The organism is Maritalea myrionectae DSM 19524, assembly GCF_000423365.1.
Lineage (GTDB): Bacteria > Pseudomonadota > Alphaproteobacteria > Rhizobiales > Devosiaceae > Maritalea > Maritalea myrionectae.
Window position 1 is genome coordinate 845,886 of sequence record NZ_AUHV01000002.1, and the last position, 22,867, is coordinate 868,752.

Below are 22,867 nucleotides of genomic sequence, written 5' to 3' on the forward strand. Positions count from 1 at the left end.
AATGAACCTTCCTCTAAACTCGGCCGGACGGCCGAGCATTCCTTAGCGCACCAAAGACTAGGATTCCTCCAGGCCTTTGATGCCGCCCAATAACAATTCGGTGGCTAAATCGGCATATTGCGGACGCGTCATCCCCTTACCGCGCCGATACCACATGTAAAACCAGTTCAGCATACCAAACAATGACATAGTGACTGGTCGCAGCGTTTCCTGACGATTCTCAAAATAGTCAGGTGACACTGATTTTATGACAGTTGAAAATGTAACTACCAACTGTCTTTGTAGATCAGCAAGCTGATCCTGATCAACCTTTGGTAGTACTTTTGTGGCTTCCAATTGCAGTTTGTGCTCGGCATCCGCATCGCGATATTGATTTAGGATTGCGTGTACCAAATTGCGCAAATGCTGTTCGGGGTCGTCCACTGGCTCCACCGCTTCCACCGCTTCCACAAGGTCCTTCAAGTGGGTGTGGATGATATCATACAGCAAAACTTCCTTGCTGGCATAATAGTGATAGATCAGGGCTTTAGAGATACCGCATTCGCTTGCCAATTGGCTCATCGACGCGCGATCGAAGCCGTTCTCTGCAAAGAATGTTGCAGCGGTTTTCAAAATCGCATCGCGTTTTTCGCCATGATCTTTGGCAATGGTTCTAACCACTGGACTATCCTTTATCCCGATTATCGATCACCCGCACGGCCTTGCCTTGCGACCGTGGCACACCACCCGGCTCATTGGCGACGACCCGTGCAGAAATGCCGATATTGTCTTTGATTTTCTTGGAGAGCAATTTGCTCAGTTGCGCCCGGTTTTCTTCCGCCGCCGCGCTGGCAATAGCTTCCACATGAATGGTCATTTCGTCCATGCGGCCGTGATGGGTCAGCTCAATCTGGAAGTGCGGCGCAAGACCTTCAACGGCCAAAACCTGCACTTCAACTTGTGTCGGGAACACATTCACGCCGCGCAAAATAATCATATCGTCCGAGCGACCGGTGATCTTTTCCATCCGCCGCATCGAGCGGGCGGTGCCCGGCAACAGCCGCGTCAAATCGCGGGTGCGATAGCGAATGATCGGCAGTGCTTCTTTGGTCAAAGAGGTGAACACCAGTTCGCCCTCTTCCCCATCTTCCACCAGCTCGCCCGTCTCCGGGTTGATGATTTCGGGGTAGAAATGATCTTCCCAGATATGCAGCCCGTCTTTGGTTTCCACACATTCATTTGCCACGCCCGGCCCCATCACTTCGGACAGGCCGTAAATATCCACCGCATGCATGTCGAACGCGTCTTCCACTTCCTTGCGGGTGGCGTTGGTCCATGGCTCGGCCCCGAAAATACCGACTTGCAGCGAGCTTGCGCGGGGATCGATGCCCTGCTTTTTAAACTCGTCCAAAATCGCCAGCATGTAAGACGGCGTCACGGTGATGGCGCTTGGCCTAAAATCTTCGATCAGTTGCACCTGCCGTGCGGTCATGCCGCCGGATACCGGCACAACGGAACAGCCCAAGCGCTCGGCCCCATAATGGGCGCCCAAACCGCCAGTGAACAGGCCGTAGCCATAGGCATTGTGCAAAATATCACCTTTGCGCACGCCCGACGCCCGCAAAGACCGCGCGACCACATCAGCCCACACATCGATATCGTTTTTGGTGTAGCCCACAACGGTTGGCTTGCCCGTGGTGCCGGAAGAGGCGTGAATGCGCACCACCTCTTCGCGCGGCACAGCAAACATGCCGAAAGGATAATTGTCGCGCAGGTCTGTTTTCACCGTAAACGGGAATTTCGACAGGTCGCTGAGGCTTTTCAGATCGCTGGGGTGCACGCCTGCTTCGTCGAATTTGGCCTTGTAGAACGGCACGTTCTCATAAGCATGGGCGAGCGTTTTCTTCATCCGCTGCAATTGCAACGCGCTGATTTCATCGCGCGAGGCGATTTCAATCGGTTCCAGATCATCTTTTTTTGGCGATAAGTCTTTCATCTCTCTCCCCCCATCAACGCCTATGGGCGCTCCAACATCAAGGCAATGCCTTGGCCAACGCCGATGCACATGGTGCACAATGCGCGATTGACACCTGTGTTCATCATCTCAACACCTGCGGTCAGCGCCAGGCGCGCGCCGCTCATCCCCAGCGGGTGACCAAGGGCAATCGCGCCGCCATTTGGATTGACGAAATCCGCATCTTCCGCCACGCCCAATTGGCGCAACACGGCAATGCCCTGCGACGCAAAGGCTTCGTTCAACTCGATCAAATCCACATCGGAGATTTTCAGCCCCAAGCGATCCAGCAGTTTTTCAGAAGCTGGCGCGGGGCCGATGCCCATAATGCGCGGCTCGACGCCTGCAGTGGCGAGGCCCGTGATCCGTGCCTTCGGGGTCAATCCATATTTTTCAACCGCCGCTTTAGACGCGATGATCATGGCCGCCGCGCCGTCATTGACGCCAGACGCGTTGCCGGCGGTGACGGAACCGCCTTCGCGGAACGGCGTGGGCAGACTGGCCAATTTTTCCAGCGTGCTTTGACGCGGATGTTCATCCGTATCAAACACAATCGGGTCTTTTTTGCGTTGTGGAATTTCCACTGCCACAATTTCCTGCGCTAAACGGCCAGAGGCGATGGCTTTGGCAGCCTTTTCCTGTGAGCGCAGGGCAAAAGCGTCCTGATCTTCACGGGAAATGTTGAAATCCTCAGCAACATTCTCGCCGGTTTCCGGCATCGAATCTATGCCATATTGCGCCTTCATCAGCTTGTTGACGAAACGCCAGCCGATGGTGGTGTCGTAAATCTCTGCCTTACGTGAAAAGGCTGTGTCAGCCTTTGGCATCACAAACGGGGCGCGGCTCATACTTTCCACACCGCCCGCCAAAATCACCTCGGCTTCACCTGCCTTGATGGCGCGGGCTGCCATGCCCACCGCATCCATGCCAGAGCCGCACAAGCGGTTGATGGTGGTGCCGGGCACTGAGGTTGAAAGACCTGCCAAAAGGGTCGCCATGCGCGCCACGTTGCGGTTGTCTTCCCCCGCTTGGTTGGCGCAGCCCATATAGCAATCATCGATGGCGCTCTGGTCCAACCCGGGCGCGGCTTCGATGGTCTTTTTGATCACATGCGCCAGCATATCGTCTGGCCGCACTGCTGCCAGGGCGCCGCCAAAACGGCCAATCGGCGTTCTAAATCCTTCGCACAAATAGGCTTCTGTCACGCCTCATTCTCCTCAAAATGGGTTCCCTTCACGGTGCGCGAATGGCCGCGAAAATGCGCCAATGCCTCGCCGTTCTGGTTGGTGATGGTTACATCATAAATGCCTGCACGCCCTGCCTTGCTGACTTCCACCGCTTTCGCAGTCAACACGTCACCTTCCATGCTGGGCTGCACATAGGTAATTGAATTTTGGTAGGCCACAGCCAATTGATTGTAGCTGTTGCACGCAAAGGCAAAGGCGCTATCGGCCAGCATGAAAATATAGCCGCCATGGCAAATTTTATGGCCGTTCAAATGTTCGGGCCGCAAAGGCAGCGACAAGGTGGCGGTGCCCGGCCCCACATGATCCAATGTCATCCCGACCCGTTGCGAGGCGGAATCATTGTCCCACATGGCTTTGGCAGCGCGTTCAGCGCGCTCTTGCGGGCTCATTATTCAATGCCCCCAAATTGGGTTGGCCGCTTATCCAAAAAGGCACTTACCCCTTCGGCATAATCTTTTGAGCGGCCACAACGGCCCTGCATTTCAGCTTCCACATCCAAATGCTCGTCGAGCGTGTGATCATGTGAGGTTTGCAGCGCTTGCTTCATTTGCCCCAAACCAAAGGTTGGGCCTTCGGCCATTTGAGCGGTCAGCTTGCGGGCCTCATCCATCAATTGATCATCAGCCACGGCCTGCCAGATCATGCCCCATTCGACTGCCTGCTTGGCCATAACGGGCGTTGCAGTCATGCAGATATATTTGGCGCGGGCTTCGCCGATCAGGCGCGGCAAAATCCAACTGCCCCCGGCATCAGGCACCAGCCCGACCTTGGCAAAACTTTGAATGAATTTGGCGCTCTCAGCCGCCAACACAATGTCGCAGCCCAATGCGATATTGACCCCGGCCCCCGCCGCGACGCCATTGACGGCGCAGATGATCGGCTTGTTGATGGAGCGAATCAAACGCACCAGCGGGTTATAGAAATTGGAAATGGTGGCGTGCAGATCTGGCGGCGTTTCCATCTTGCGCGGATCGCGGGCATCCAAATCTTGCCCGGCGCAGAAACCACGACCTGATCCAGTGAGCAGAATCGCCCGCACAGAATCATCATTTTTTGCCTCATTCAGCGCCTTTTGCAGCGCCTCATGCATCTCGTCATTGAACGAATTTAGACGGTCTGGACGGTTGAGAGCGATCTCAACCCAAGCCTCATTTTTGGTGACGATGACTGTATCGCTCACGCTAACCTCCCCTAAGTACTCGCTTTTTTCCATTTCGAACAAGCGAGAACAATCTCCATTTGAAAATTAGCTTTACATAAACCGACTGGTTGGTCAATATATGTTTCAACGAAGATCGAGGATGGGGGAGCGACAAGTGTCAGAAGTGGTACGGGTCGATATTCAGGATCAAGTGGCGCGGGTGGAGATCAATAATCCGCCGGTGAACGCGACCGGGCAAGCCGTGCGCCAAGGGCTGCTGGATGCGGTGGCGCAGATCGAGCAGGCTGGCGCGAACGCGGCCATTGTATATGGCGCGGGGCGCACTTTTGTAGCGGGCGGCGACATTTCAGAATTTGGCAAGCCCCCGCAATTGCCGCACCTTCCAGATGTTTATCAAGCGATTGAAGACAGCAGCGTGCCGTGGATCGCGGCGGTGCACGGCACCACTTTAGGCGGCGGCTTTGAATTGGCCATGGCCTGCGCCTTCCGGTTGGCGCAAAAAGGCACGCGCTTTGGCTTGCCGGAAGTGAATTTGGGCCTTGTGCCCGGCGCTGGCGGTTCACAACGTTTGCCGCGCTTGATTGGTGTGGATGCCGCCATTGATCTGGCGACCACAGGCAAAATGATCGATGCCGCCGAGTTGCAAGAATTAGGTGGCTTAGACGGCATTTTTGAAGGCGATCCGCTAGAGGCGGGCCTTGCTTTTGCCGCCGATTTGCCCGCGCGCCCTACCAAGGTCAGTGCCCGGGATGTTGCGCCGGTGGATCGCGACTATTTCGCGCAAAAACACGCGGAGACCAAAAAACGCGCCAAGGGCCAATCGTCGCCGCTCGACAATCTAGCGGCTATTGAATGGGCGGTGACGCTGCCTTTTGCGGAGGGTCAACCCAAAGAGCGGCAATTGCATTTGGATTTGCGCGACAGCGCCCAAAGCCAGGCCTTGCGGCATGTGTTTTTTGCGGAACGCGCGGTGAGCAAGCCGAAAGCCATTGAGGGCGGCACGCCGATTGAGATCAACACGATCTGTGTGGTCGGCGGTGGCCTGATGGGCGCGGGCATCGCTTTCGCCTGCTTGCAGGCGGGCTATCAGGTGATTTTGATTGAGCGGGATGATGATGCCGCGAACGCTGGGCAAGACCGCATTGCAGGCCTGATTGAGGGCGGCATTAAACGCGGCAAAATCTCGGAGGAGAAAGCGGCGAAGCTGCGTTCAGCGCTCTCCGCATCATCCGATTATGCGGCATCTACGCCAGCAGATTTGGCGATTGAAGCTGTGTTTGAAGACTTGGCGGTGAAGCAGACGGTGTTCCAATCGCTGGCGGCGCATATGCGCGATGATGCGATTTTGGCCACCAACACTTCCTATCTCGACCCGACCGATATTTTTCAGGGCATTCAAAATCCGGACCGTCTAATCGGCCTGCATTTCTTCTCGCCGGCGCACATTATGAAGCTGCTGGAAATCGTCAAACTGCCCACCACGTCAAAAGATGTGCTGGCCACGGGCTTTGATCTGGGCAAGCGCTTGCGCAAGGTCGGCGTGCTGTCGGGCATTTGCGACGGCTTTATCGGCAACCGTATCCTTTCCGCTTATCGACGACAGGCCGATTATTTGCTGATGGATGGGTGCACCCCGCGCCAAATTGACCGCGCCATGCGCGATTTTGGCATGCCCATGGGGCCTTATGAGCTACAAGATTTGACCGGGCTGCAAATCGCCTGGGCCAACCGCAAGCGGCAGGCGGAGACACGCCCTGCTGAAGAACGCTATGTGCGCATTGGCGATTTGCTGTGCGAGGCAGAGCGGTTTGGCCAGCGCAGCCAAAAAGGCTGGTACCAATATGAAGAGGGCGACCGCACGCCGCAAGATGATCCATTAGTGACAGACCTGATCGCGGAAGAAGCCGCGCAGGCAGGTGTCAAGCGCCGCGACTTTACCGATCAGGAGATCGTTGATCGGTTGATGGCGGTGATGATCAATGAAGGCGCATTGATTGTTGAAGAAGGGATTGCCGAGCGCGATCTCGATGTCGATCTGGTAAAAATTCACGGCTATGGCTTTCCGCGCTGGCGCGGCGGGCCCATGCATTATGGCGAACAGATTGGCATGGACAAGGTGAAACAGGCCATGGCCGATGTTGTGGCGCAGAGCCCCAATAGCTGGCGCGTGGCGGGGAGGCTTTCATGAGTGAAATTGGACGTGATTTGATCGATGGGTTTGATCTGAACCATCCCCCTGCCGGGTTTATTCAAGACCCGTTTCCCTATTATCGTGCGATGCTGGCGCATCAACCAGTTTTGCCGCAGCCGGATGGCTCGTTTATCCTGTCGCGCTTTGCCGATTTGGATCGCATCTATCGCGATACAACGCTTTACTCGTCGGACAAGAAGCAGGCCTTTCTGCCGAAATTCGGTAGCGATGCGCCGCTTTATGAACATCACACCACCTCACTGGTGTTTAACGACCCGCCTTTGCACACCCGTGTGCGCAAAATCATGGTGGGGGCGCTTAATGCCCGCGCCATCGCCAACATGGAGCCGGGGCTGATCGACACGATCGATATGCTGTTGGCCGACATGGCTGATCGCAATGAGGTGGATTTGATCGAGGATTTTGCCAGCAAAATCCCGATCCAGATCATCGGCAATATGTTTAATATGCCGATGGAAGATCGGGAACCATTGCGCGACTGGTCTTTGGCGATTTTGGGCGCGTTGGAGCCGACACTCACGCCGGAACAACAAGCGTGGGGCAATCAGTCGGTCAAAGACTTTAAACTCTATCTGAAAGACCTGGCTGACCATCGGCGGAAATATCCGGGCGACCCGGAAACCGATGTGTTGACCCGCTTGATTGAGAGTGAAGAAGGGCAATTGTCTGAGACCGAATTGCTGCAAAACTGCATTTTCATTCTCAATGCCGGGCACGAAACCACGACCAATTTGATCGGCAATGCCTTGGCGGTGCTGCACGAATTTCCAGATCAGATGCAGGCGCTGAAACAGGACCCGGATTTGATCAAAACCGGGGTTGATGAGTTTTTGCGCTTTTTGTCGCCCAACCAGTTTGGCAACCGCGAAACCACCGAAGATATTGAGTTGGACGGGTTCAAGTTCCCCAAGGGCACAAACTTACATTTGTGCATTGGCGCGGCCAATCGCGATCCGGTGCAGTTTGATCAGCCAGACCAATTGATCCTGTCACGCAAGCCAAATCGACATTTGGCCTTTGCGGGCGGGCCGCACCTTTGTGTCGGCTTTCAATTGGCACGGATGGAGGGCCGCATTGCGGTCAACCAGTTCCTCAAGGCCTATCCGAATTACAAATTGACGGGCGAAGCAGAGCTGGGCGGACGCATCCGCTTCCGCGGCTATGCGAAACTGCCTGCGACATTAAAATAGAGGGTTTAAAATGACTTTGATGCAATTAGAAAGCTTTGCTGCAGGCCAATGGGTGGCCCCTTCCGGCAAGGTGCGCAAGATTTATTCGGCCGTGACCGGTGAAGAAATCGCCGAAGCGGGTTCTGATAAGCTCGACTTCCAGCAGATGATCGATTTTGCCAAACAAAAGGGCGGCCCGGCGCTGCGCAAAATGACCTTTCATGATCGCGCGCGCATGCTCAAAGCTTTGGCGACCTATCTGAATGAGCGCCGCGATCCGCTTTATGAATTGTCCTATAAGACAGGGGGAACGCTGGCCGACCATAAAATCGATATTGATGGCGGTATCGGCACAGTTTTTGTCTACGCCTCCAAAGGCCGCCGGGAAATGCCCGATGCGCATATTTACCCCGATGGCGACCTCGAAATCTTGTCGCGCAATGGCACCTTTTTGGGTCAGCATTATTGCACACCCTTGTTAGGCGTTGCGGTGCATATTAATGCGTTCAACTTCCCGGTTTGGGGCATGTTGGAAAAGCTCGCCCCCACCCTGTTGGCGGGCGTGCCGGCGATTGTAAAACCCGCTACTTCCACCTCGTATGTCACCGAGGCGTGCGTGAAAATGATGGTGGAAAGCGGCATTTTGCCGGAAGGCGCGATCCAGTTGGTGATGGGCGGCACGGGCGATTTGCTTGATCGTTTGGATTGCCAAGATGTGGTGAGCTTTACTGGCTCTGCCGCCACAGCATCCTACCTCAAATCCAACGAAAATATTCAGAAAAATGGCGTGCGCTTTATCGCCGAGCAAGACAGCTTGAACGCCTCTGTGCTTGGCCCGGATGTGACACCGGAGACACCAGAATTTGACCTGTTCGGCAAAGAGGTTTTGCGCGAAATGACCGCCAAGGCGGGCCAGAAGTGTACCGCCATCCGCCGGATGATTGTGCCGGACGCGCAGGTGCAGAATGTGATTGATGCATTGAGCGCCAAGCTGGCCAAAAATGTGATCGGCGATCCAACCGCCGAGGGCACCCGCATGGGGGCTTTGGCGTCGCTGGATCAGAAAAAGGATGTGCTGGAAAAAGCGGCCGAAATCGGCACCGAGTGCGAGCTTGTTTTTGGCGATCAGGACAATTTGCAACTGAACGGCGAAGGTTTGGAAAATGGCGCTTTTGTTGCGCCGATGTTGTTCCATTGTAAGGACCCGGACAAGGCCACCATCGTGCATTGCACTGAGGCCTTTGGCCCCGTGGCCACGGTGATGGGCTATCGTGACCTTGGCCATGCGATTGAATTGATGAACAAGGGCGGCGGCTCGCTTGTGGCTTCTGTCATCACCCACGATGCCGATGTGGCGCGGGAGATGACTATGGGCGCGGCGGCCTGGCACGGGCGGCTCTATTTCAACAACCGCGACAGCATGAAAGAATCCACCGGGCATGGTTCTCCCCTGCCCCATATGGTGCATGGCGGCCCGGGCCGCGCGGGCGGCGGCGAAGAGTTGGGCGGCGTGCGTGGCGTCACCCATTATATGCAGCGCACCGCGGTGCAAGGCAGCCCTGACCTGTTGACCGGCATTGGCGGCACTTATGTGAAAGGCGCGCGCTTTAAAGAAGGCCCTGCCCATCCGTTCACCCGCACTTTCCACGAGTTGGAAATTGGCGAAACCATCAAGACCAAATCACGGACCGTGACGCTTGAGGATATTGAGCATTTCGCCCATTTCACCGGCGACACCTTCTATGCCCATATGGATAAGGAAGCGGCGGAAGCCAATCCGTTCTTCCCCGGTCGCGTGGCCCATGGCTATTTGCTCTTGAGCTTTGCGGCGGGCTTGTTTGTACAGCCCGATCCGGGCCCAGTTTTGGCCAATACCGGGCTGAATGATCTTAGCTTCCAAAAGCCTGTGAGCCCGGGTGATGAAGTGCGCGTGACCCTGACCGTGAAGCGCAAAACCAAGCGGACTGACGAATATGGCGAAGTGCGTTGGCACGTGAATATGTTCAATCAGGATGATGAACAAGTTGCCGAATATGAGCTTTTGACCATGGTGGCGTTTGAGCGTACATAAGGTGCATGAGTGCACCGCATAAGCTGATTTCACCTTTGATCGACCATCTGCATTCAGATGGTCGATTGCGCGTTTGGTCCGTGGTCATCACCATTTTCGGTGATGCCGTGCAGCCCCATGGCGGCACGGTGGCCATGGCCGATTTGCAATTCATTTTGGGCCATATGGGCGTGGAAAATGGCGCCTTGCGCACCGCTATGTCGCGCCTGGCGAAAGAAGGCTGGGTGACGCGCGAGAGGCAGGGCCGCAACAGCTTTTATCGCTTGTCGCCAGCCGGGCTGAAAAGTTTTATCCCGGCCACCGAAAAGATCTACCGCGCCCAATACGCGCCGACACCGCAAAAGCTAGTTTTTGCCGTCGGCCCGGATGTGATCGGCACCGCCCGCGAACAGCTGAACGCGCTGCTGGCCGGATTTGGCGGCATGGCGCTGCGCAATGGCGTGGCGCTGTTTGCTGACCCGAGCGAACATTTGCTGCATCAATTGCGGCAAGCCGATCTTATGCTGATCGATGCTGATCTCAACGAATTGCCAAGCTGGGTTGCCGAGAAGTTGGAACTCACCGAGATTGAGGCGGATTATCAAGCGCTGCTCAATCGGTTCACCCCACTGGGCGAGCAAGCCGAACAGCTGGCCGCACTCTCCCCGATTGATGCTCTTTGCGCCCGCATTTTGTTGATCCATGAGTGGCGGCGGCTGATTTTGAAACAACCGCCCCTGCCCGCGCATTTACTGCCTGAACACTGGCCCGGCGCCGCCGCCCACCATCTGGTGAGCGGGCTTTATCGGCAATTGATTGAGCCCTCTGAAAATTGGTGGTCCAACGGTAATGGCGCTGCGGCGCGGAAGGTGTTGGCGAAGCGGTTTTAATTTCACGCAGACCATCCCGGCCCTGGCCGCGCTCCCAACAAAACCCCACATCAAGTCCGGGGTGGTGTAGAGGGTGCAACAAATGCGTCCTGGATTTCTCCGCGCCTAACAAACCACTCTTACGTCATTACCGGGCTTGACCCGGTAATCCATGCAGCTTTTTAGTCGGCCACTACCCTCGCGTCTGATCGCCAACACTGCTTGGACCCCGGATCAAGTCCGGGGTGACGCTGTGGGGTTGCGCGACTCAATGCGAAATAATTGCGCCGCAAAGTCCCTCCCATTGATGGGGAGGGATTTAGGGTGGGGTGAAAGCCCGCCCCATCCACAGTCGTCACCCCAAGACTTGATCTTGGGGTCCAATTCACCTGTCCACTCGCGAAAGAGTGCAATGCTTAGACGACGTGCCGTTTGGCCAGCCTGAAATGGATTACCGGATCAAGTCCGGTAATGACGTTTGAGTTTGTTGTCTAAGCTGGGTCTTAGACCCGCACAACAGTTTTACTCCTCAATATAAGCAAACACGCCCGTCGAGGTAGTTGCCACTTTTTCGCTGCCTTCGGCCATAATGTCGATGCGGGTGGTGGCGAGGCGTTTGCCGTTGGAAAGGACTTTGGCGTCAAAAATCACATTACCTTCGGGCAAGGGCCGCATAAAGTTGGTGGCCATGTCCACGGTGACGCAGTTGCGGAAGCGGCCATTGAGATAGCTTAGGGCCAAAAAGCTAACCGTATCGGACCCGGCCATCAGCGCCTGCCCACTCACCAAACCACCATTTGGTCCCCTATGCCGCAAGATTTTTTCGGTCGCTGGCATCACGAATCGGGCGCCATTTTCCCCAAGGTCCAGCACCTTAATCCCAAGCTCCTGCACCCATGGCGCACAAATTTCGACGATCAGCGCTTCCAGCGCTGCTGAATCTAAGCGATTTTTCATCCCCACCTCTCCAATATGTTACGAAAAATACTTGATATGTTAAATTTCGTGACGTATTATTAACATCCAGAGAGAGGGATGCCAATATGTATTCACAAGGATTAATTGGCGCGGATGGCGCCACGGAAGAAACTGAAGAGTTTCTGGCCAAGTTTCAGGCCCGCATTGACCGGGAAGAAAAGATTGAACCCAATGATGCCATGCCGAATGGTTATCGCAAAACATTGGTGCGCCAGATCGGCCAGCACGCCCATTCAGAAATTGTAGGCATGTTGCCTGAAGGCAATTGGATTACCCGCGCGCCAAGCCTGCGCCGCAAGGCCGCATTGCTGGCGAAAGTGCAGGATGAAGGTGGCCACGGGCTTTATCTTTATTCTGCGGCCGAAACGCTGGGCGTCACCCGCGAACAGATGACCGAAGAACTGCTTTCCGGCAAAGCGAAATATTCGTCGATCTTCAATTATCCCACGCCAACCTGGGCCGACATCGGCACCATTGGCTGGCTGGTTGATGGCGCGGCGATTATGAACCAAATTCCGCTGTGCCGCTGTTCTTATGGCCCTTATGCCCGCGCGATGATCCGCGTGTGCAAGGAAGAGAGTTTTCACCAGCGCCAAGGCTACGAAATTCTGATTTCGCTGTGCAACGGCACCGAAGAACAAAAGCAAATGGCGCAGGATTCCATCAATCGCTGGTGGTGGCCATCTCTGATGATGTTTGGGCCACATGATGCGGAGTCCAGCCATTCTGAACAGTCCATGAAATGGAAAATCAAACGCTTTTCCAATGATGAGCTGCGGCAGAAGTTTATCGATGCGACGGTGCCACAAGCCGAATATTTGGGCCTGACCGTGCCGGACCCCGAACTGAAGTGGAATCCGGAAAAGAATGGCGGCAAAGGTGGTTATGACCATGGCGAAATCGACTGGGACGAGTTTTGGCGCGTGGTTAAAGGCCACGGCAAAATGAACCGCGACCGCATTAAAGACCGCAAAAAAGCATGGGACGATGGCGCATGGGTGCGGGAAGCTGCCCTGGCGCATGCTGAAAAACGCGCCGCCCGCCAAACCCAACACGCTGCCGAATAGGGAGGAATTTTCATGTCTAACGAAACACCACTTTGGGAAGTTTTTATCCGTCCACGCAACGGCTTGTCCCACAAGCATTGCGGCTCTTTGCACGCCGCTGACGAAGTGCTGGCGCTGCAAGCCGCACGGGACACCTACACACGCCGCGGCGAAGGCGTTTCCATCTGGGTAGTGCCCTCAAAGGCCATTTTCGCCTCTGATCCTGATCAGGCAGCGGAAAATTTTGAGCCCGGCGTCGACAAGGTTTATCGCCACCCCACCTTTTATGACATTCCAGAAGAAGTGGGGCACATGTAATGAGCGCGCCTTTGTTCAACGCTTTGCTCGAACTGGCTGATGATCATTTGATCCTTGGCCATCGGGTTTCAGAATGGTGCGGCCACGCCCCCTTGCTGGAAGAAGATTTGGCGATGCCAAATATGGCGCTTGATATGATCGGCGCCGCCCGCAGCCTTTACACCTATGCTGGTGAAATTGAAGGTGAAGGGCGCGACGAGGATCAACTCGCCTATTTGCGCTATGACCGTGACTATAAGAACTGCCTGCTGGTGGAACGGCCAAATGAAGATTTTGCCCACACCATGTTAAAGCAGCTTTATTTTGCGGCCTTTATGCACCCCTATTGGGAAGCAGCGTTGCAATCCAGCGATGAGACGGTGCGCGGCATTGCCGGCAAATCGGTCAAGGAAGTGGCATACCATATCCGCCATGCGGGCGAATGGGTGGTGCGGCTTGGCGATGGCACCGAAGAAAGTGCGCAGCGCATGCAAGCTGCCGTAACGGAACTGCACCCCTATGTGGAAGAACTGTTCCACATGTCTGCCGATGCGCAAGCAGCGGCTGATACGGGCGCTTTGCCAGATCGCGAAGCCATGCGCACCCAATGGACCAACACCATTTCCAATGTGTTTGACCAGGCCAAACTGACCATGCCAGAGGTGGAATACCCACAATTGGGTGGCCGCACCGGGCATCATGGTGAAGAGATGGGCCATCTGCTCAGCGACTTGCAATATATGCAGCGCGCCTATCCGAATATGAGCTGGTAAGGGCAATGGCGGACGTACATCAACTTAAACCACCCCGCTCAGCCGACGCGCAAAAGGCATGGGAGGCCGCCGCGCTGGTGCCCGACCCGGAAGTACCGTGCGTGAATGTGGCCGAGCTGGGCATTTTGCGTGATGTGCAAATGATTGATGGCAAAGCGGTGGCCTATGTGACGCCGACTTACACCGGATGTCCCGCTGTGTTGGCCATTGAATTGGCCATTGAGGTGGCGCTGCGCGAAGCCGGGTTTGACCCGCAAATTGAGCGTGTTGTGTCACCACCCTGGACCACAGACTGGATTAGCGATGAAGGCCGCGAGAAATTGCGCGCCTATGGCATCGCACCCCCGGTTGATGGCTCCAACTCCAAGCTGGCTTTATTTGGCGAAACCGTTGTCGGCTGCCCCAAATGCGGCAGCACCGACACGGAAAAGCTATCTGAATTTGGGTCCACCGCGTGCAAAGCACACTATCGCTGCTCGAGCTGTCGTGAACCTTTCGATTATTTCAAATGCATTTGAGGGCCTAAAAAGATGACCCCTAAGTTTCACACACTGACGATTTCAAAAATTGAAGAACTGACACCAGACGCAAAAGCGATTAGCTTTGCCCTTAATGACGATTTACGCGACGCTTATGCGTTCAAGCCGGGGCAATATTTAACCCTGCGCAGCACGATTGGCGGCAAGGATGTGCGTCGGTCTTATTCCGTCTCCTCTCCCCTCGGTTGCACCGACCTGACGGTGGGCATTCGCCGGGTGGAAGATGGCGTGTTTTCCAGCTTCGCCGCCAACGATCTTAAAGTGGGCGACCAGCTTGAGGTGATGACCCCTGACGGGCGTTTTGTCGCCGATATTGGCGGCATGAAAAAGGCGCTGTTGATCGCCGCAGGTTCCGGCATCACACCGATGATGTCCATCGCGCAATCCTTGTTGGAAGGCGATGACGAGGCGGAAGTGACCTTGGTTTATGGCAACCGCGAAACCGGCACCATCATGTTCCGCGAGCAACTTGAGTTTTTGAAAGACCGGTTTATGGATCGCTTCACGCTGATCCATATTCTCAGCCGTGAAGATCAGGACGTGCCGATTTTGAATGGCCGTATTGATGCGGATAAAATCAAGGCCTTGGTGAACACAGGTGCGATTGATCCCAAAGCCGCCGATGGCGTGTTTTTGTGCGGCCCCGGCGAAATGATTGAAGTGGCCCGCGAAAGCCTTGAAGACATGGGCGTGGCGCACGACAAAATCCACTATGAATTGTTCACCCCCGCCGATGGCCAAACCCCACGCAAAGCGCCCACCAAGGCACAACGCGAAGCGGCGGAACAGGGCGTGAAGGTCGAAGTGGTGCTGGATGGCACCACCCGCAGCTTCACCCTCTCCAATCCGGAAGACACAGTACTGGAAGCCGCGCACAAGCACGGGCTGGAACTGCCCTTCTCCTGCAAAGGCGGCATGTGCTGCACCTGCCGTTGCAAAGTGGCGAAAGGCAGCGCCGAAATGGATGTGAACTATTCACTCGAACCGTGGGAAATTGAAGCCGGCTTCACCCTCGCCTGCCAAACCCGCCCCACCAGCGACGAACTGACGCTGGATTTCGACGAGAGCTAAAATTAAGGAGGGCATCGCCCTCCTTTTTTATTTATGGATTTGCCCCTATTTGCTAGCTTCGCAATATGGGTACTTATAATTATTTGATTGAAGGCATTTCCTGCACCGGCAAAACATCAGTTTGCCAGCTGCTCGCGCAACGCGGCTATCACGCGCTGAATGGTGACAATGTATTTGCCTATTGCGGCGACCCCGCTACAGGCGCACCGCTTTCCAGTGGCGGGCACCACACACATATCTGGGATGTGGCACAGGTGGAAGAATTGGTGCGAGGCCAACAGCATCGAGCCACCTTTTTCTGCGGCGGCAGCCGAAATTTTGAGAAGTTTATCCATCATTTCGACAAGGTCTTTGTGCTGGAGATTGACCTTGAAACCCTCAATCGGCGCTTGGCCAAGCGCCCAGCTGACGATTGGGGCGGTCGCGAATCCGAACGCGAAATGGTGCGCCAATTGCACGCTTCTGGCGGCGACGTGCCGAAAAATGGCATTCACATTGATGCAACCCAACCGCTTGAGCAGGTGGTGGATGAAATTCTGACGCAATGCGGCTTGCCGCAACATCTTTAGCGTTGTGCACGCTAGGTATGATCCCGGCTCGAGGCCTGGATGGTCAATTCGAGCTCGCGCCTATTCCCCAAACCACCCCGGACTTGATCCGGGGTCGGGTTATTTCAGGCATCCATTCACCCCCGTCATTCCCGCGAATGCGGGAATCCAGGTGGGCGTTTCCTGCGGCAATTAGTGAGCGATGTGCCTCTTGGTTTGCGCTGCTTGGATCCTCGGGTCAAGCCCGAGGATGACGCAGTGCACGTAGAAGTGCCCTGCCCAAGACAGACGCTCTTTTCCCTCCCCTTGATGGGGAGGGATTAAGGGTGGGGTGCTATCGCCCCCAAATTCGCGCCTATCCCCTAGGCCAGTTCTGCCAATGCCTTGTTATACTTCTCAAGCGCCTGCTCCTTCACCACACCATAGCCTTTGACCATATCCACCAGCTTGACCTTTTTCATCGCATCGCTGTGGCTATCCGCGGTCAGGTTAGCCGCCAAATCTTCCACCAGCGCGATATAATCATCGCGCAGTTTGCGTTCGTCGCGGCGGTCTTTGCTGATGCCGAACACGTCAAAGGCGGTGCCGCGCAAGGGGCGCATGGCGTTGAGCAGTTTTAAGCTCGGCAGGGCGACAGCGCCGGGAATGGCGAACTTTTTCGGGCGACCATTGGGTTCCTTGATCCAATTCAGCATCGGCGGTGCCATATGGAAGGTCATTTTTGCACCCGCTTTAAACCGACCCTTCATCTCGTTGAGATGGGCCGTTTCAAGATGCAAGCGGGCGACTTCATATTCGTCCTTATAGGCCATCACCCGCGCCAATTGATGCGCGACTATTTCGGTTAAACCGGTTTTGCCGAGGGCATTTTCTGCAGCCTGCACTTTGCCCACGGTATTCCTGTATTGGTCGGCATATTGAGCGTTTTGATAGCGGGTGAGGAAGTCGGCGCGATCAGCGATCAATTGCTCCAGCGTTTGCTCAAACTCAGCATCCTGATCTTCGGCAAAAAGTTCTGGTTGATCAGCGATCAAACGCCCCAATTCAAACGCGTTCAAATTAGCTTCGATGGCCTTGCCGTTCAACTCAATCGCGCGGCGGATGGCATCGCCATCCAGCGGGATCTGCCCTTTTTGCCACGCCATGCCGGTGAGCATCATGTTGGAAAAGACGCTGTCACCAAACAGGGCTACGGACAGATCGGTCACGTCGAAATAGTCCACCTGTTTTGCACCTTCATTCAATTTTTTGAGGCGCATTTCTTCTTGGAAATCTGCCAAGCCGCGCAGCACAAAATCTGCTGTCGGCAGGATTTTCGTATTGGCGATCACGTGGGTTTTGTTCGGGTTTAGGCAGGCCATCGGCTCGGGCATATTGGCCACCACCAGATCGCACGCGATCACTGCATTGGCATCGCCCTTGTCGATCCGCACCGGTGTATCCAGCCCCGGCTTTTCCAAAATTTTGAGGTGAGAGATCACCGCACCGCCTTTTTGCGCAAAGCCCATAAAGTCGAGCACCGAAGCCCCCTTGCCTTGCAGATGCGCGGCCATCGCCAACACGGCCCCCACGGTCACCACCCCAGTGCCGCCAACGCCAGTGATCAGCACTTCGCCGGTTGTGGCAAATTTGGGCTCGGGCAGGCTGGCAATATGGGTCAGCAAATGGTCGCGACGGTGTTGGTCGCCGGTTGCTTTTTCCTCGTCGCCTTCGATGGTGACAAAGCTGGGGCAAAAGCCTTCAACGCAGGAAAAGTCTTTGTTGCAGGAGGATTGATCAATCGTGCGCTTCACGCCCCATTTGGTTTTCACCGGGCTGATGGAAATGCAGTTTGATTGCACCGAGCAATCGCCACAGCCTTCACACACATCGGGGTTGATAAAGACCCGCTTTTTCGGGTCTTCAATCAGCCCGCGCTTGCGCTTGCGGCGTTTTTCGGTGGCGCAGCCCTGATCATAGATCAGAGCGGTGACGCCTGGAATATCGCGTAGTTCGGTTTGGATGGCATCTAGGTTTTTGCGGTGGTCAAGGCTCAAGCCTTTGCCGCGCATCAAGCCTGAAGCAAACCGTTCTGGTTTATCACTCACCAGTGCGATGCGCTCCACGCCTTCGGCCCTGAGCTGCGCCACGATGGCTTCAACGCTCAATTCGCCATCAACATCCTGACCGCCTGTCATGGCCACTGCGTGGTTGTAGAGAATTTTGTAGGTCACATTGGCTTTGGCAGCAATCGCCTGGCGAATGGCCATCATGCCGGAATGGAAATAGGTGCCGTCGCCCAAATTCTGGAAAATGTGCTTTTTCCCAGTATAGCTTTCCATGCCGATCCAATTGACGCCTTCGCCGCCCATTTGCACAATGCCGCCTGTGTCGCGGTCCATCCAGGAGGCCATGTAATGGCAGCCAATGCCGGGCAGCGCAGTGCTGCCCTCTGGCAGTTTGGTGGATCGATTGTGCGGGCAGCCTGAGCAGAAATAAGGCACTCGGCCCGCCACGTCGATCTCGTCAAGAGTTGGCGCAGGTGAGGCGGAAGGAGGAAGGCCTTCAAGGTCCAAATATTCATGAACAACCTGCGCCAAAATGGAGGGGCGCAGCTCACCCGCTTCAGGGATAAGCGGGGCGCCCTCAAGGTCTTTTTTACCGATAATGGTGAAGTTGCGCTGGTTGAAAAACAGCTCTTTCAGCTGGGTTTCCACCACAGCACGCTTTTCTTCCACCACCAGCAATTTTTCGGCTTTCGCCATAAAATGTTGATAGCCCGTTGGCTCAATCGGCCACACCAGCCCCACCTTATAAACCCCAAGCCCCATGCGCTTGGCTTTGGCTTCACTGATGTCCAGATCGCGCAGGGTTTGCATCAAATCAGCAAAGGCCTTGCCCACGGCAACGATGGCGATTTTGGGCTGTTTGGCGCCAAACGCCACTTCGTCAATCGGGTTGGCTTTGGCAAAAGCGCGCATCGCGTCCAGCCGGGCGAGCAGTTTTTGCTCCAGAACCGGGCCAAAACTTGTGGCGGGGTCATGGTTTAAGCCGAAGGGCGGCGGGGTGTAGTCTTCTGGGTCTTTGAAGCGACGGGGTTCCGGCACTTCAATGGCAGCACTGCTTTCCAACACTTCGGAGATGGTTTTAAAGCCGATCCATGCGCCGGTGTAGCGGGAGGCGGCGAAGCCATAAAGGCCAAACGGAATATAGTCGGCCACGCCGGCCGGGTGCAGCACCGGCATCATATAATGCTCGCCGGCCTGATCCGACTGGTGCGGCATTGAAGAGGAGACGCAGCCATGATCGTCGCCGAAAAAGGCGATCACGCCGCCATGTTTGGACGCGCCAAGGGCGTTGCCATGCTTCAAGGCATCGCCAGAACGGTCGACGCCGGGGCCCTTGCCGTACCAGATACCGAACACACCATCGACGGTCTTTTCCGGATCGCTGGCGACTTCTTGCGTGCCGATCACCGCCGTGGCGGCCAAATCTTCATTGATGGCGGGGAGGAAATCAATTTTGTGCTCATCCAGCACTTTTTTGGCTTTGCCTAAAGCCTGATCATACGCGCCTAGGGGTGAGCCGCGATAGCCGGAAATGAAACCAGCGGTATTGAGGCCATTCGCCTGGTCAATTTTGGCCTGCTCAACGGGAATACGCACCAGAACGTCGGTGCCAGACAAAAAGACCCGCTCGCCCACCATGCCGTGGCGCAGTTCATAATCAGGATAAGCGAAAATATCGCGTTTAAGCGTTGTTAAATCCATCATGTCCCCCTCTAATCTAGGAGTATTATCGCCTATTTTGCTTGACAAAGCTGATCAGATTTGCAGGTGATTAACATGATAAATGCATAATTTTTTCATGATGAGGCGTAATTTTGAACAACTCACTCAAGATCGATCAAATTGATGGAAAGATTCTCGAGCTACTGCAAAAGAACAGCCGCATCTCCAACCAAGAGATTGCCAACCAGGTGGGTAGCTCCGTTTCCTCCGTCTGGCGCCGCATCAACGCGCTTGAAGAATCAGGTGTTATTCAAGGCTATGGCCTCACCGTCTCACCGGAAAAAATGGGATATCAGGAGACCATTTTGCTGCAGGTCAGCCTACAGCGGCATAGCGATGACTATATCGAACAGTTCATCCATCTCGTGGAATCCATCCCGGAGATTTTGGAATGCTACGCCACCACAGGCGAATATGATTATGTGCTCAAAGTGCTGGCCACCGACATGCGCGCCTTCCACCGCTTCGTTCGCAACAGCTTGATGCGGCAGCCCTTCATTTCCAAAACCTACAGCCAAGTGGTGATGGAGAAAATCAAGTTCCAAAAGGCCGTCCCGGCGATTGTGAACAAAGGGTAAGGCTGGCTTTAGATGGCAGACGATCCAAAATTATTGATCGAGACCTCAGCACCCGACGCATTCATCCGCGCATACCGAAAAATTTGGTTGGCTGAAGAACTGGAGCATCGACCCCTTTTGCGGTTGTCAGCCAACTCAATGGCCACAAGGCACTGCTTAACCGTGTATGCAGAGACAAAACCCATCGGCTTTGCCTGCCTTACTCAGGATGATCAGATCATTTTGTCACCGCTGCCGAAAAGAGCCATTCCGTTACTTGCAGAACATCTCGTTCAGCACGGGCTGTACGTTCCTGGAATATTTGCCCCGCAACTCGCTGGGTTGGCCCTTGCAGATGCATTGGGCGGACTTAGTGGCGTGCGCTACCGCCTCGCCAAGCGCATATTGCATTGGGAAATGGCAAGCCCCGTCGACCCGCCAGAAGTTGAAGGCAAGCTGCGATGTGCAACAAAAGGTGATCGAGATGCACTTGTTGAGATGTATATCGCTATGCAAACTGAAATGAACACACAAAGACCGTTCGACGCCGACGCTATGGTCGGGACCGCCATCTCAAGCAAAACACTATTTGTTTGGGAAGTCGGAAACGGCAAAGTCGCCTGTGCAGGCAAAGTAGATTTAGGCGACGCTGGCAGCAAATATGGTGAAGTCGGCAACATATATTCTGTTCCGGCCTTTAGGGGACGCGGCATAGCCAGCGCCTTGGTCGGGTGCATGACCAACAAAATTTTGAAGCAAAAGTCTGCGGTGTTTTTGTCGTCAGACGCGGCAGATGCGCCGTCATCTAAGCTCTACAAAAAAATAGGGTTTAATGTTGAGGTTGAGATGGTCAATCTGCGTCAGTTGGAAAGTTAATTCTTTTTGGGCGCAATAATTTCACCTTCCGCATCGCGCCACGCCCCAAAGCCGCCCTCCATATGGGCGACATGGTTAAAGCCCATATCTTTTGCCGTTTTGGTGGCCAAGGCCGAGCGCCAACCGGCGGCGCAAAAGAAGATGAGCTTTTTGTCGGTCGCTAATTCCGGCTTGTGATAGGGCGATGTGGGGTCAATCCAGAATTCAAGCATGCCGCGGGGCACATGCACCGCGCCAGCAATGCGCCCTTCCCGGTTCAATTCCCGGATATCGCGAATGTCGACAAACTGAGCCTCGCCCGCAGCGACAGCGCCTTTGGCCGCGTCGACGGACAAGGTTTCAATTTCTGCCGTCGCGGTGTCGACCAGCTCTTTGACGGTTTTCATCGCATCCCCACTATGCCGCGATGTCATCCCAGTCTTTATGACGCTTAAACTGCATCACCACATAGGGGCACACCGGCTCAATTTTTTTGTCATGGTCACGGGCATATTGAACGCCGGCCTTCACCAGTTCAAGGGCAATCCCCTTGCCTTCAAAGGGTTTGGGCACGCCGGTATGGTCGACCACAAAGGTACCATCGCGGTCCAAAAAGGTCATTTCAGCCTCCTGCCCACCGCCAAGATTGATAAAGAAACGGCCACGATTGCCGGACTGTTCAAATTGCACGTCATGTTCCAAATCGGCCATAATATACTCCGTGAATGATCACTATTCTCAGTACCATAATGCATAGGCACGCCAGATGTTGCATCACATTTGTTTTATGCCAAGGCATCAATTGCTGCCGACAAAAGCGCAACTTCGGTACCCGCCAAACCGGCCGAAAGAAACAAGGTCAGGTCTCCTGGCCCCCGCTCATCCTGATATTCGCCCAAATGCTGAATGTTAAGAGACTGCCCGAAAAACATGTGGTTTTCGCCTTGGGCCGCGATTTGCTGTGGGCTATCGGACGCACAGCTGCGCACACGCGGCAAAATATCCAACGGCAATTCATGTCGGTTTTTGAATTTTGGACCTAACGTGGTGAGGTGACAGCCTTGTCCAAGCCAATCGGTTTCGATCACCGGTTCGGCTGCATTGGTGGCCAGCACCACAAAGTCTGCATCCATCACCGCTTGGCGCGGGTCGTCCACTGCCGCAACGGAAACACCCAGCTGCGCGGTCATCCGCTCTGCGAACGCGGTTCGCTTGTTCGCATTGCGGCTAAAGGTTTGTACCTGTTCAATCTCGCGCACAGCGGCAATGGCCAGCAATTGGGTTTCGGCCTGGGTGCCCGTGCCGATCAGTCCCAGCTTTTTGATCGGCTTTTTCGCGGTCATCACATCTGCCGCCACACCGCCCAAACAGCCGGTGCGTAGCGCGCCCAGCCGCTCACCAACAAACAGGCCGTTGAGCCTTGCGGCGGCACGATCATAAGCGATCACCACCTGATCTTCGTCGACCCCTTCGGCTTTTGGAAAAGTGTCATACACTCGAAACCCGGCCAGCGTGTCATTGCCGCCGCAGGTAAAGGTCAGCCCGCCATCGCCAAAATCCACATTATGGCGCGGCGGCGCGACGGCGCACCCCTCAGCATCCGCAACGATCTGCGCCCGCACGGCGTCGACCAGAATGGACATCGGCACTTTGTTCAGTTCGGCTTCGGTCAGGAGGCGCATGGTGGGGTCCTATTGATGATTTTTTGAACTTTGGGACATTGTCCGGGCT

The 22,867-nt window shown here is 55.2% G+C and carries 22 protein-coding genes; 12 read left to right on the forward strand and 10 right to left on the reverse strand.

Features of this window, described 5'->3' with window-relative positions; all coding sequences use genetic code 11:
* Positions 1 to 57 precede the first annotated feature (57 nt).
* Genes G549_RS0104440 through paaG form a run of 5 tightly spaced genes read right to left on the reverse strand, consistent with a single transcriptional unit; the run spans position 58 to position 4,453 of the window.
* A complete protein-coding gene (locus tag G549_RS0104440; protein WP_027834008.1) occupies positions 58 to 660 on the reverse strand; it encodes a TetR/AcrR family transcriptional regulator in 603 nt (200 codons plus the stop codon).
* Between the two features lie 4 nt (positions 661 to 664).
* The gene (paaK, locus tag G549_RS0104445; RefSeq protein ID WP_027834009.1) at positions 665 to 1,975 is read right to left on the reverse strand and encodes a phenylacetate--CoA ligase PaaK; all 1,311 of its coding nucleotides are present in this window, start codon (positions 1,973 to 1,975) and stop codon (positions 665 to 667) included.
* Positions 1,976 to 1,995: 20 nt separating this feature from the next.
* Positions 1,996 to 3,198, reverse strand: coding sequence for a 3-oxoadipyl-CoA thiolase (gene pcaF, locus G549_RS0104450; RefSeq protein WP_027834010.1), 1,203 nt, complete (start codon positions 3,196 to 3,198; stop codon positions 1,996 to 1,998).
* Positions 3,195 to 3,629 carry a hydroxyphenylacetyl-CoA thioesterase PaaI gene (gene paaI / locus G549_RS0104455; protein ID WP_027834011.1) on the reverse strand — a complete coding sequence of 145 codons (435 nt, stop codon included), beginning with the start codon at positions 3,627 to 3,629 and terminating at the stop codon, positions 3,195 to 3,197. Before paaI ends, pcaF begins: the two co-directional genes overlap by 4 nt.
* Positions 3,629 to 4,453 (reverse strand): 2-(1,2-epoxy-1,2-dihydrophenyl)acetyl-CoA isomerase PaaG, encoded by an 825-nt coding sequence (gene paaG / locus G549_RS0104460; protein ID WP_210162391.1) that lies wholly within the window; start codon positions 4,451 to 4,453, stop codon positions 3,629 to 3,631. The genes paaI and paaG overlap by 1 nt, the downstream gene beginning before the upstream one ends.
* A 103-nt stretch (positions 4,454 to 4,556) precedes the next feature.
* Between paaG and G549_RS0104465 the strand changes: the two genes are divergently transcribed.
* Genes G549_RS0104465 through G549_RS19030 form a run of 4 tightly spaced genes read left to right on the forward strand, consistent with a single transcriptional unit; the run spans position 4,557 to position 10,723 of the window.
* The gene (locus G549_RS0104465) at positions 4,557 to 6,590 is read left to right on the forward strand and encodes an FAD-dependent oxidoreductase (RefSeq protein ID WP_210162392.1); all 2,034 of its coding nucleotides are present in this window, start codon (positions 4,557 to 4,559) and stop codon (positions 6,588 to 6,590) included.
* Complete coding sequence (locus tag G549_RS0104470; RefSeq protein ID WP_027834014.1) at positions 6,587 to 7,804, forward strand: cytochrome P450; 1,218 nt, start codon at positions 6,587 to 6,589, stop codon at positions 7,802 to 7,804. Before G549_RS0104465 ends, G549_RS0104470 begins: the two co-directional genes overlap by 4 nt.
* Positions 7,805 to 7,814: 10 nt before the next feature.
* Positions 7,815 to 9,854: a phenylacetic acid degradation bifunctional protein PaaZ gene (gene paaZ / locus G549_RS0104475; RefSeq protein WP_027834015.1), complete on the forward strand. Its 2,040-nt coding sequence runs from the start codon at positions 7,815 to 7,817 to the stop codon at positions 9,852 to 9,854.
* A gap of 5 nt (positions 9,855 to 9,859) precedes the next feature.
* On the forward strand, positions 9,860 to 10,723 hold the full coding sequence (locus G549_RS19030; RefSeq protein ID WP_051213354.1) for a PaaX family transcriptional regulator: 864 nt from the start codon (positions 9,860 to 9,862) through the stop codon (positions 10,721 to 10,723).
* A 501-nt stretch (positions 10,724 to 11,224) separates the two neighbouring features.
* Here the strand turns inward: G549_RS19030 and G549_RS0104485 are convergent.
* The gene (locus tag G549_RS0104485) at positions 11,225 to 11,659 is read right to left on the reverse strand and encodes a PaaI family thioesterase (protein WP_036220979.1); all 435 of its coding nucleotides are present in this window, start codon (positions 11,657 to 11,659) and stop codon (positions 11,225 to 11,227) included.
* 86 nt (positions 11,660 to 11,745) lie between these two features.
* Between G549_RS0104485 and paaA the strand changes: the two genes are divergently transcribed.
* From paaA to G549_RS0104515, 6 genes are all read left to right on the forward strand, one after another.
* Positions 11,746 to 12,747 (forward strand): 1,2-phenylacetyl-CoA epoxidase subunit PaaA, encoded by a 1,002-nt coding sequence (paaA, locus tag G549_RS0104490; RefSeq protein ID WP_027834017.1) that lies wholly within the window; start codon positions 11,746 to 11,748, stop codon positions 12,745 to 12,747.
* 12 nt (positions 12,748 to 12,759) lie between these two features.
* The gene (paaB, locus tag G549_RS0104495) at positions 12,760 to 13,044 is read left to right on the forward strand and encodes a 1,2-phenylacetyl-CoA epoxidase subunit PaaB (RefSeq protein ID WP_027834018.1); all 285 of its coding nucleotides are present in this window, start codon (positions 12,760 to 12,762) and stop codon (positions 13,042 to 13,044) included.
* On the forward strand, positions 13,044 to 13,796 hold the full coding sequence (gene paaC, locus G549_RS0104500) for a 1,2-phenylacetyl-CoA epoxidase subunit PaaC (protein ID WP_027834019.1): 753 nt from the start codon (positions 13,044 to 13,046) through the stop codon (positions 13,794 to 13,796). Before paaB ends, paaC begins: the two co-directional genes overlap by 1 nt.
* 5 nt (positions 13,797 to 13,801) lie before the next feature.
* Positions 13,802 to 14,314 carry a 1,2-phenylacetyl-CoA epoxidase subunit PaaD gene (gene paaD, locus G549_RS0104505; protein ID WP_027834020.1) on the forward strand — a complete coding sequence of 171 codons (513 nt, stop codon included), beginning with the start codon at positions 13,802 to 13,804 and terminating at the stop codon, positions 14,312 to 14,314.
* A gap of 12 nt (positions 14,315 to 14,326) precedes the next feature.
* Complete coding sequence (locus tag G549_RS0104510) at positions 14,327 to 15,406, forward strand: 2Fe-2S iron-sulfur cluster-binding protein (protein ID WP_027834021.1); 1,080 nt, start codon at positions 14,327 to 14,329, stop codon at positions 15,404 to 15,406.
* Between the two features lie 65 nt (positions 15,407 to 15,471).
* Entirely contained in the window at positions 15,472 to 15,975 is a 504-nt protein-coding gene (locus G549_RS0104515; RefSeq protein ID WP_027834022.1) for an AAA family ATPase, read from the forward strand.
* A 341-nt stretch (positions 15,976 to 16,316) separates the two neighbouring features.
* On the opposite strand, the gene G549_RS19035 is transcribed toward G549_RS0104515, so the two are convergent.
* On the reverse strand, positions 16,317 to 19,706 hold the full coding sequence (locus G549_RS19035; protein ID WP_156905474.1) for an indolepyruvate ferredoxin oxidoreductase family protein: 3,390 nt from the start codon (positions 19,704 to 19,706) through the stop codon (positions 16,317 to 16,319).
* 110 nt (positions 19,707 to 19,816) lie between these two features.
* Here G549_RS19035 and G549_RS0104525 point away from each other — a divergent pair, with 110 nt between their 5' ends.
* Together G549_RS0104525 and G549_RS0104530 are read left to right on the forward strand one after the other, a co-directional pair.
* Positions 19,817 to 20,302: an Lrp/AsnC family transcriptional regulator gene (locus G549_RS0104525; protein ID WP_027834023.1), complete on the forward strand. Its 486-nt coding sequence runs from the start codon at positions 19,817 to 19,819 to the stop codon at positions 20,300 to 20,302.
* Positions 20,303 to 20,314: 12 nt separating this feature from the next.
* Positions 20,315 to 21,157 carry a GNAT family N-acetyltransferase gene (locus G549_RS0104530; RefSeq protein ID WP_027834024.1) on the forward strand — a complete coding sequence of 281 codons (843 nt, stop codon included), beginning with the start codon at positions 20,315 to 20,317 and terminating at the stop codon, positions 21,155 to 21,157.
* Here G549_RS0104530 and G549_RS0104535 read toward each other — a convergent pair.
* The 3 genes from G549_RS0104535 to G549_RS0104545 all read right to left on the reverse strand — a co-directional run bounded on the left by G549_RS0104535 (position 21,154) and on the right by G549_RS0104545 (position 22,818).
* On the reverse strand, positions 21,154 to 21,543 hold the full coding sequence (locus G549_RS0104535) for a rhodanese-like domain-containing protein (protein ID WP_027834025.1): 390 nt from the start codon (positions 21,541 to 21,543) through the stop codon (positions 21,154 to 21,156). The genes G549_RS0104530 and G549_RS0104535 overlap by 4 nt on opposite strands.
* Positions 21,544 to 21,553: 10 nt before the next feature.
* A complete protein-coding gene (locus G549_RS0104540; protein ID WP_027834026.1) occupies positions 21,554 to 21,847 on the reverse strand; it encodes a GNAT family N-acetyltransferase in 294 nt (97 codons plus the stop codon).
* Positions 21,848 to 21,921: 74 nt separating this feature from the next.
* Positions 21,922 to 22,818, reverse strand: a complete 897-nt coding sequence (locus G549_RS0104545) for an ornithine cyclodeaminase family protein (RefSeq protein ID WP_036220982.1) — start codon at positions 22,816 to 22,818, stop codon at positions 21,922 to 21,924.
* Positions 22,819 to 22,867: the final 49 nt, after the last annotated feature.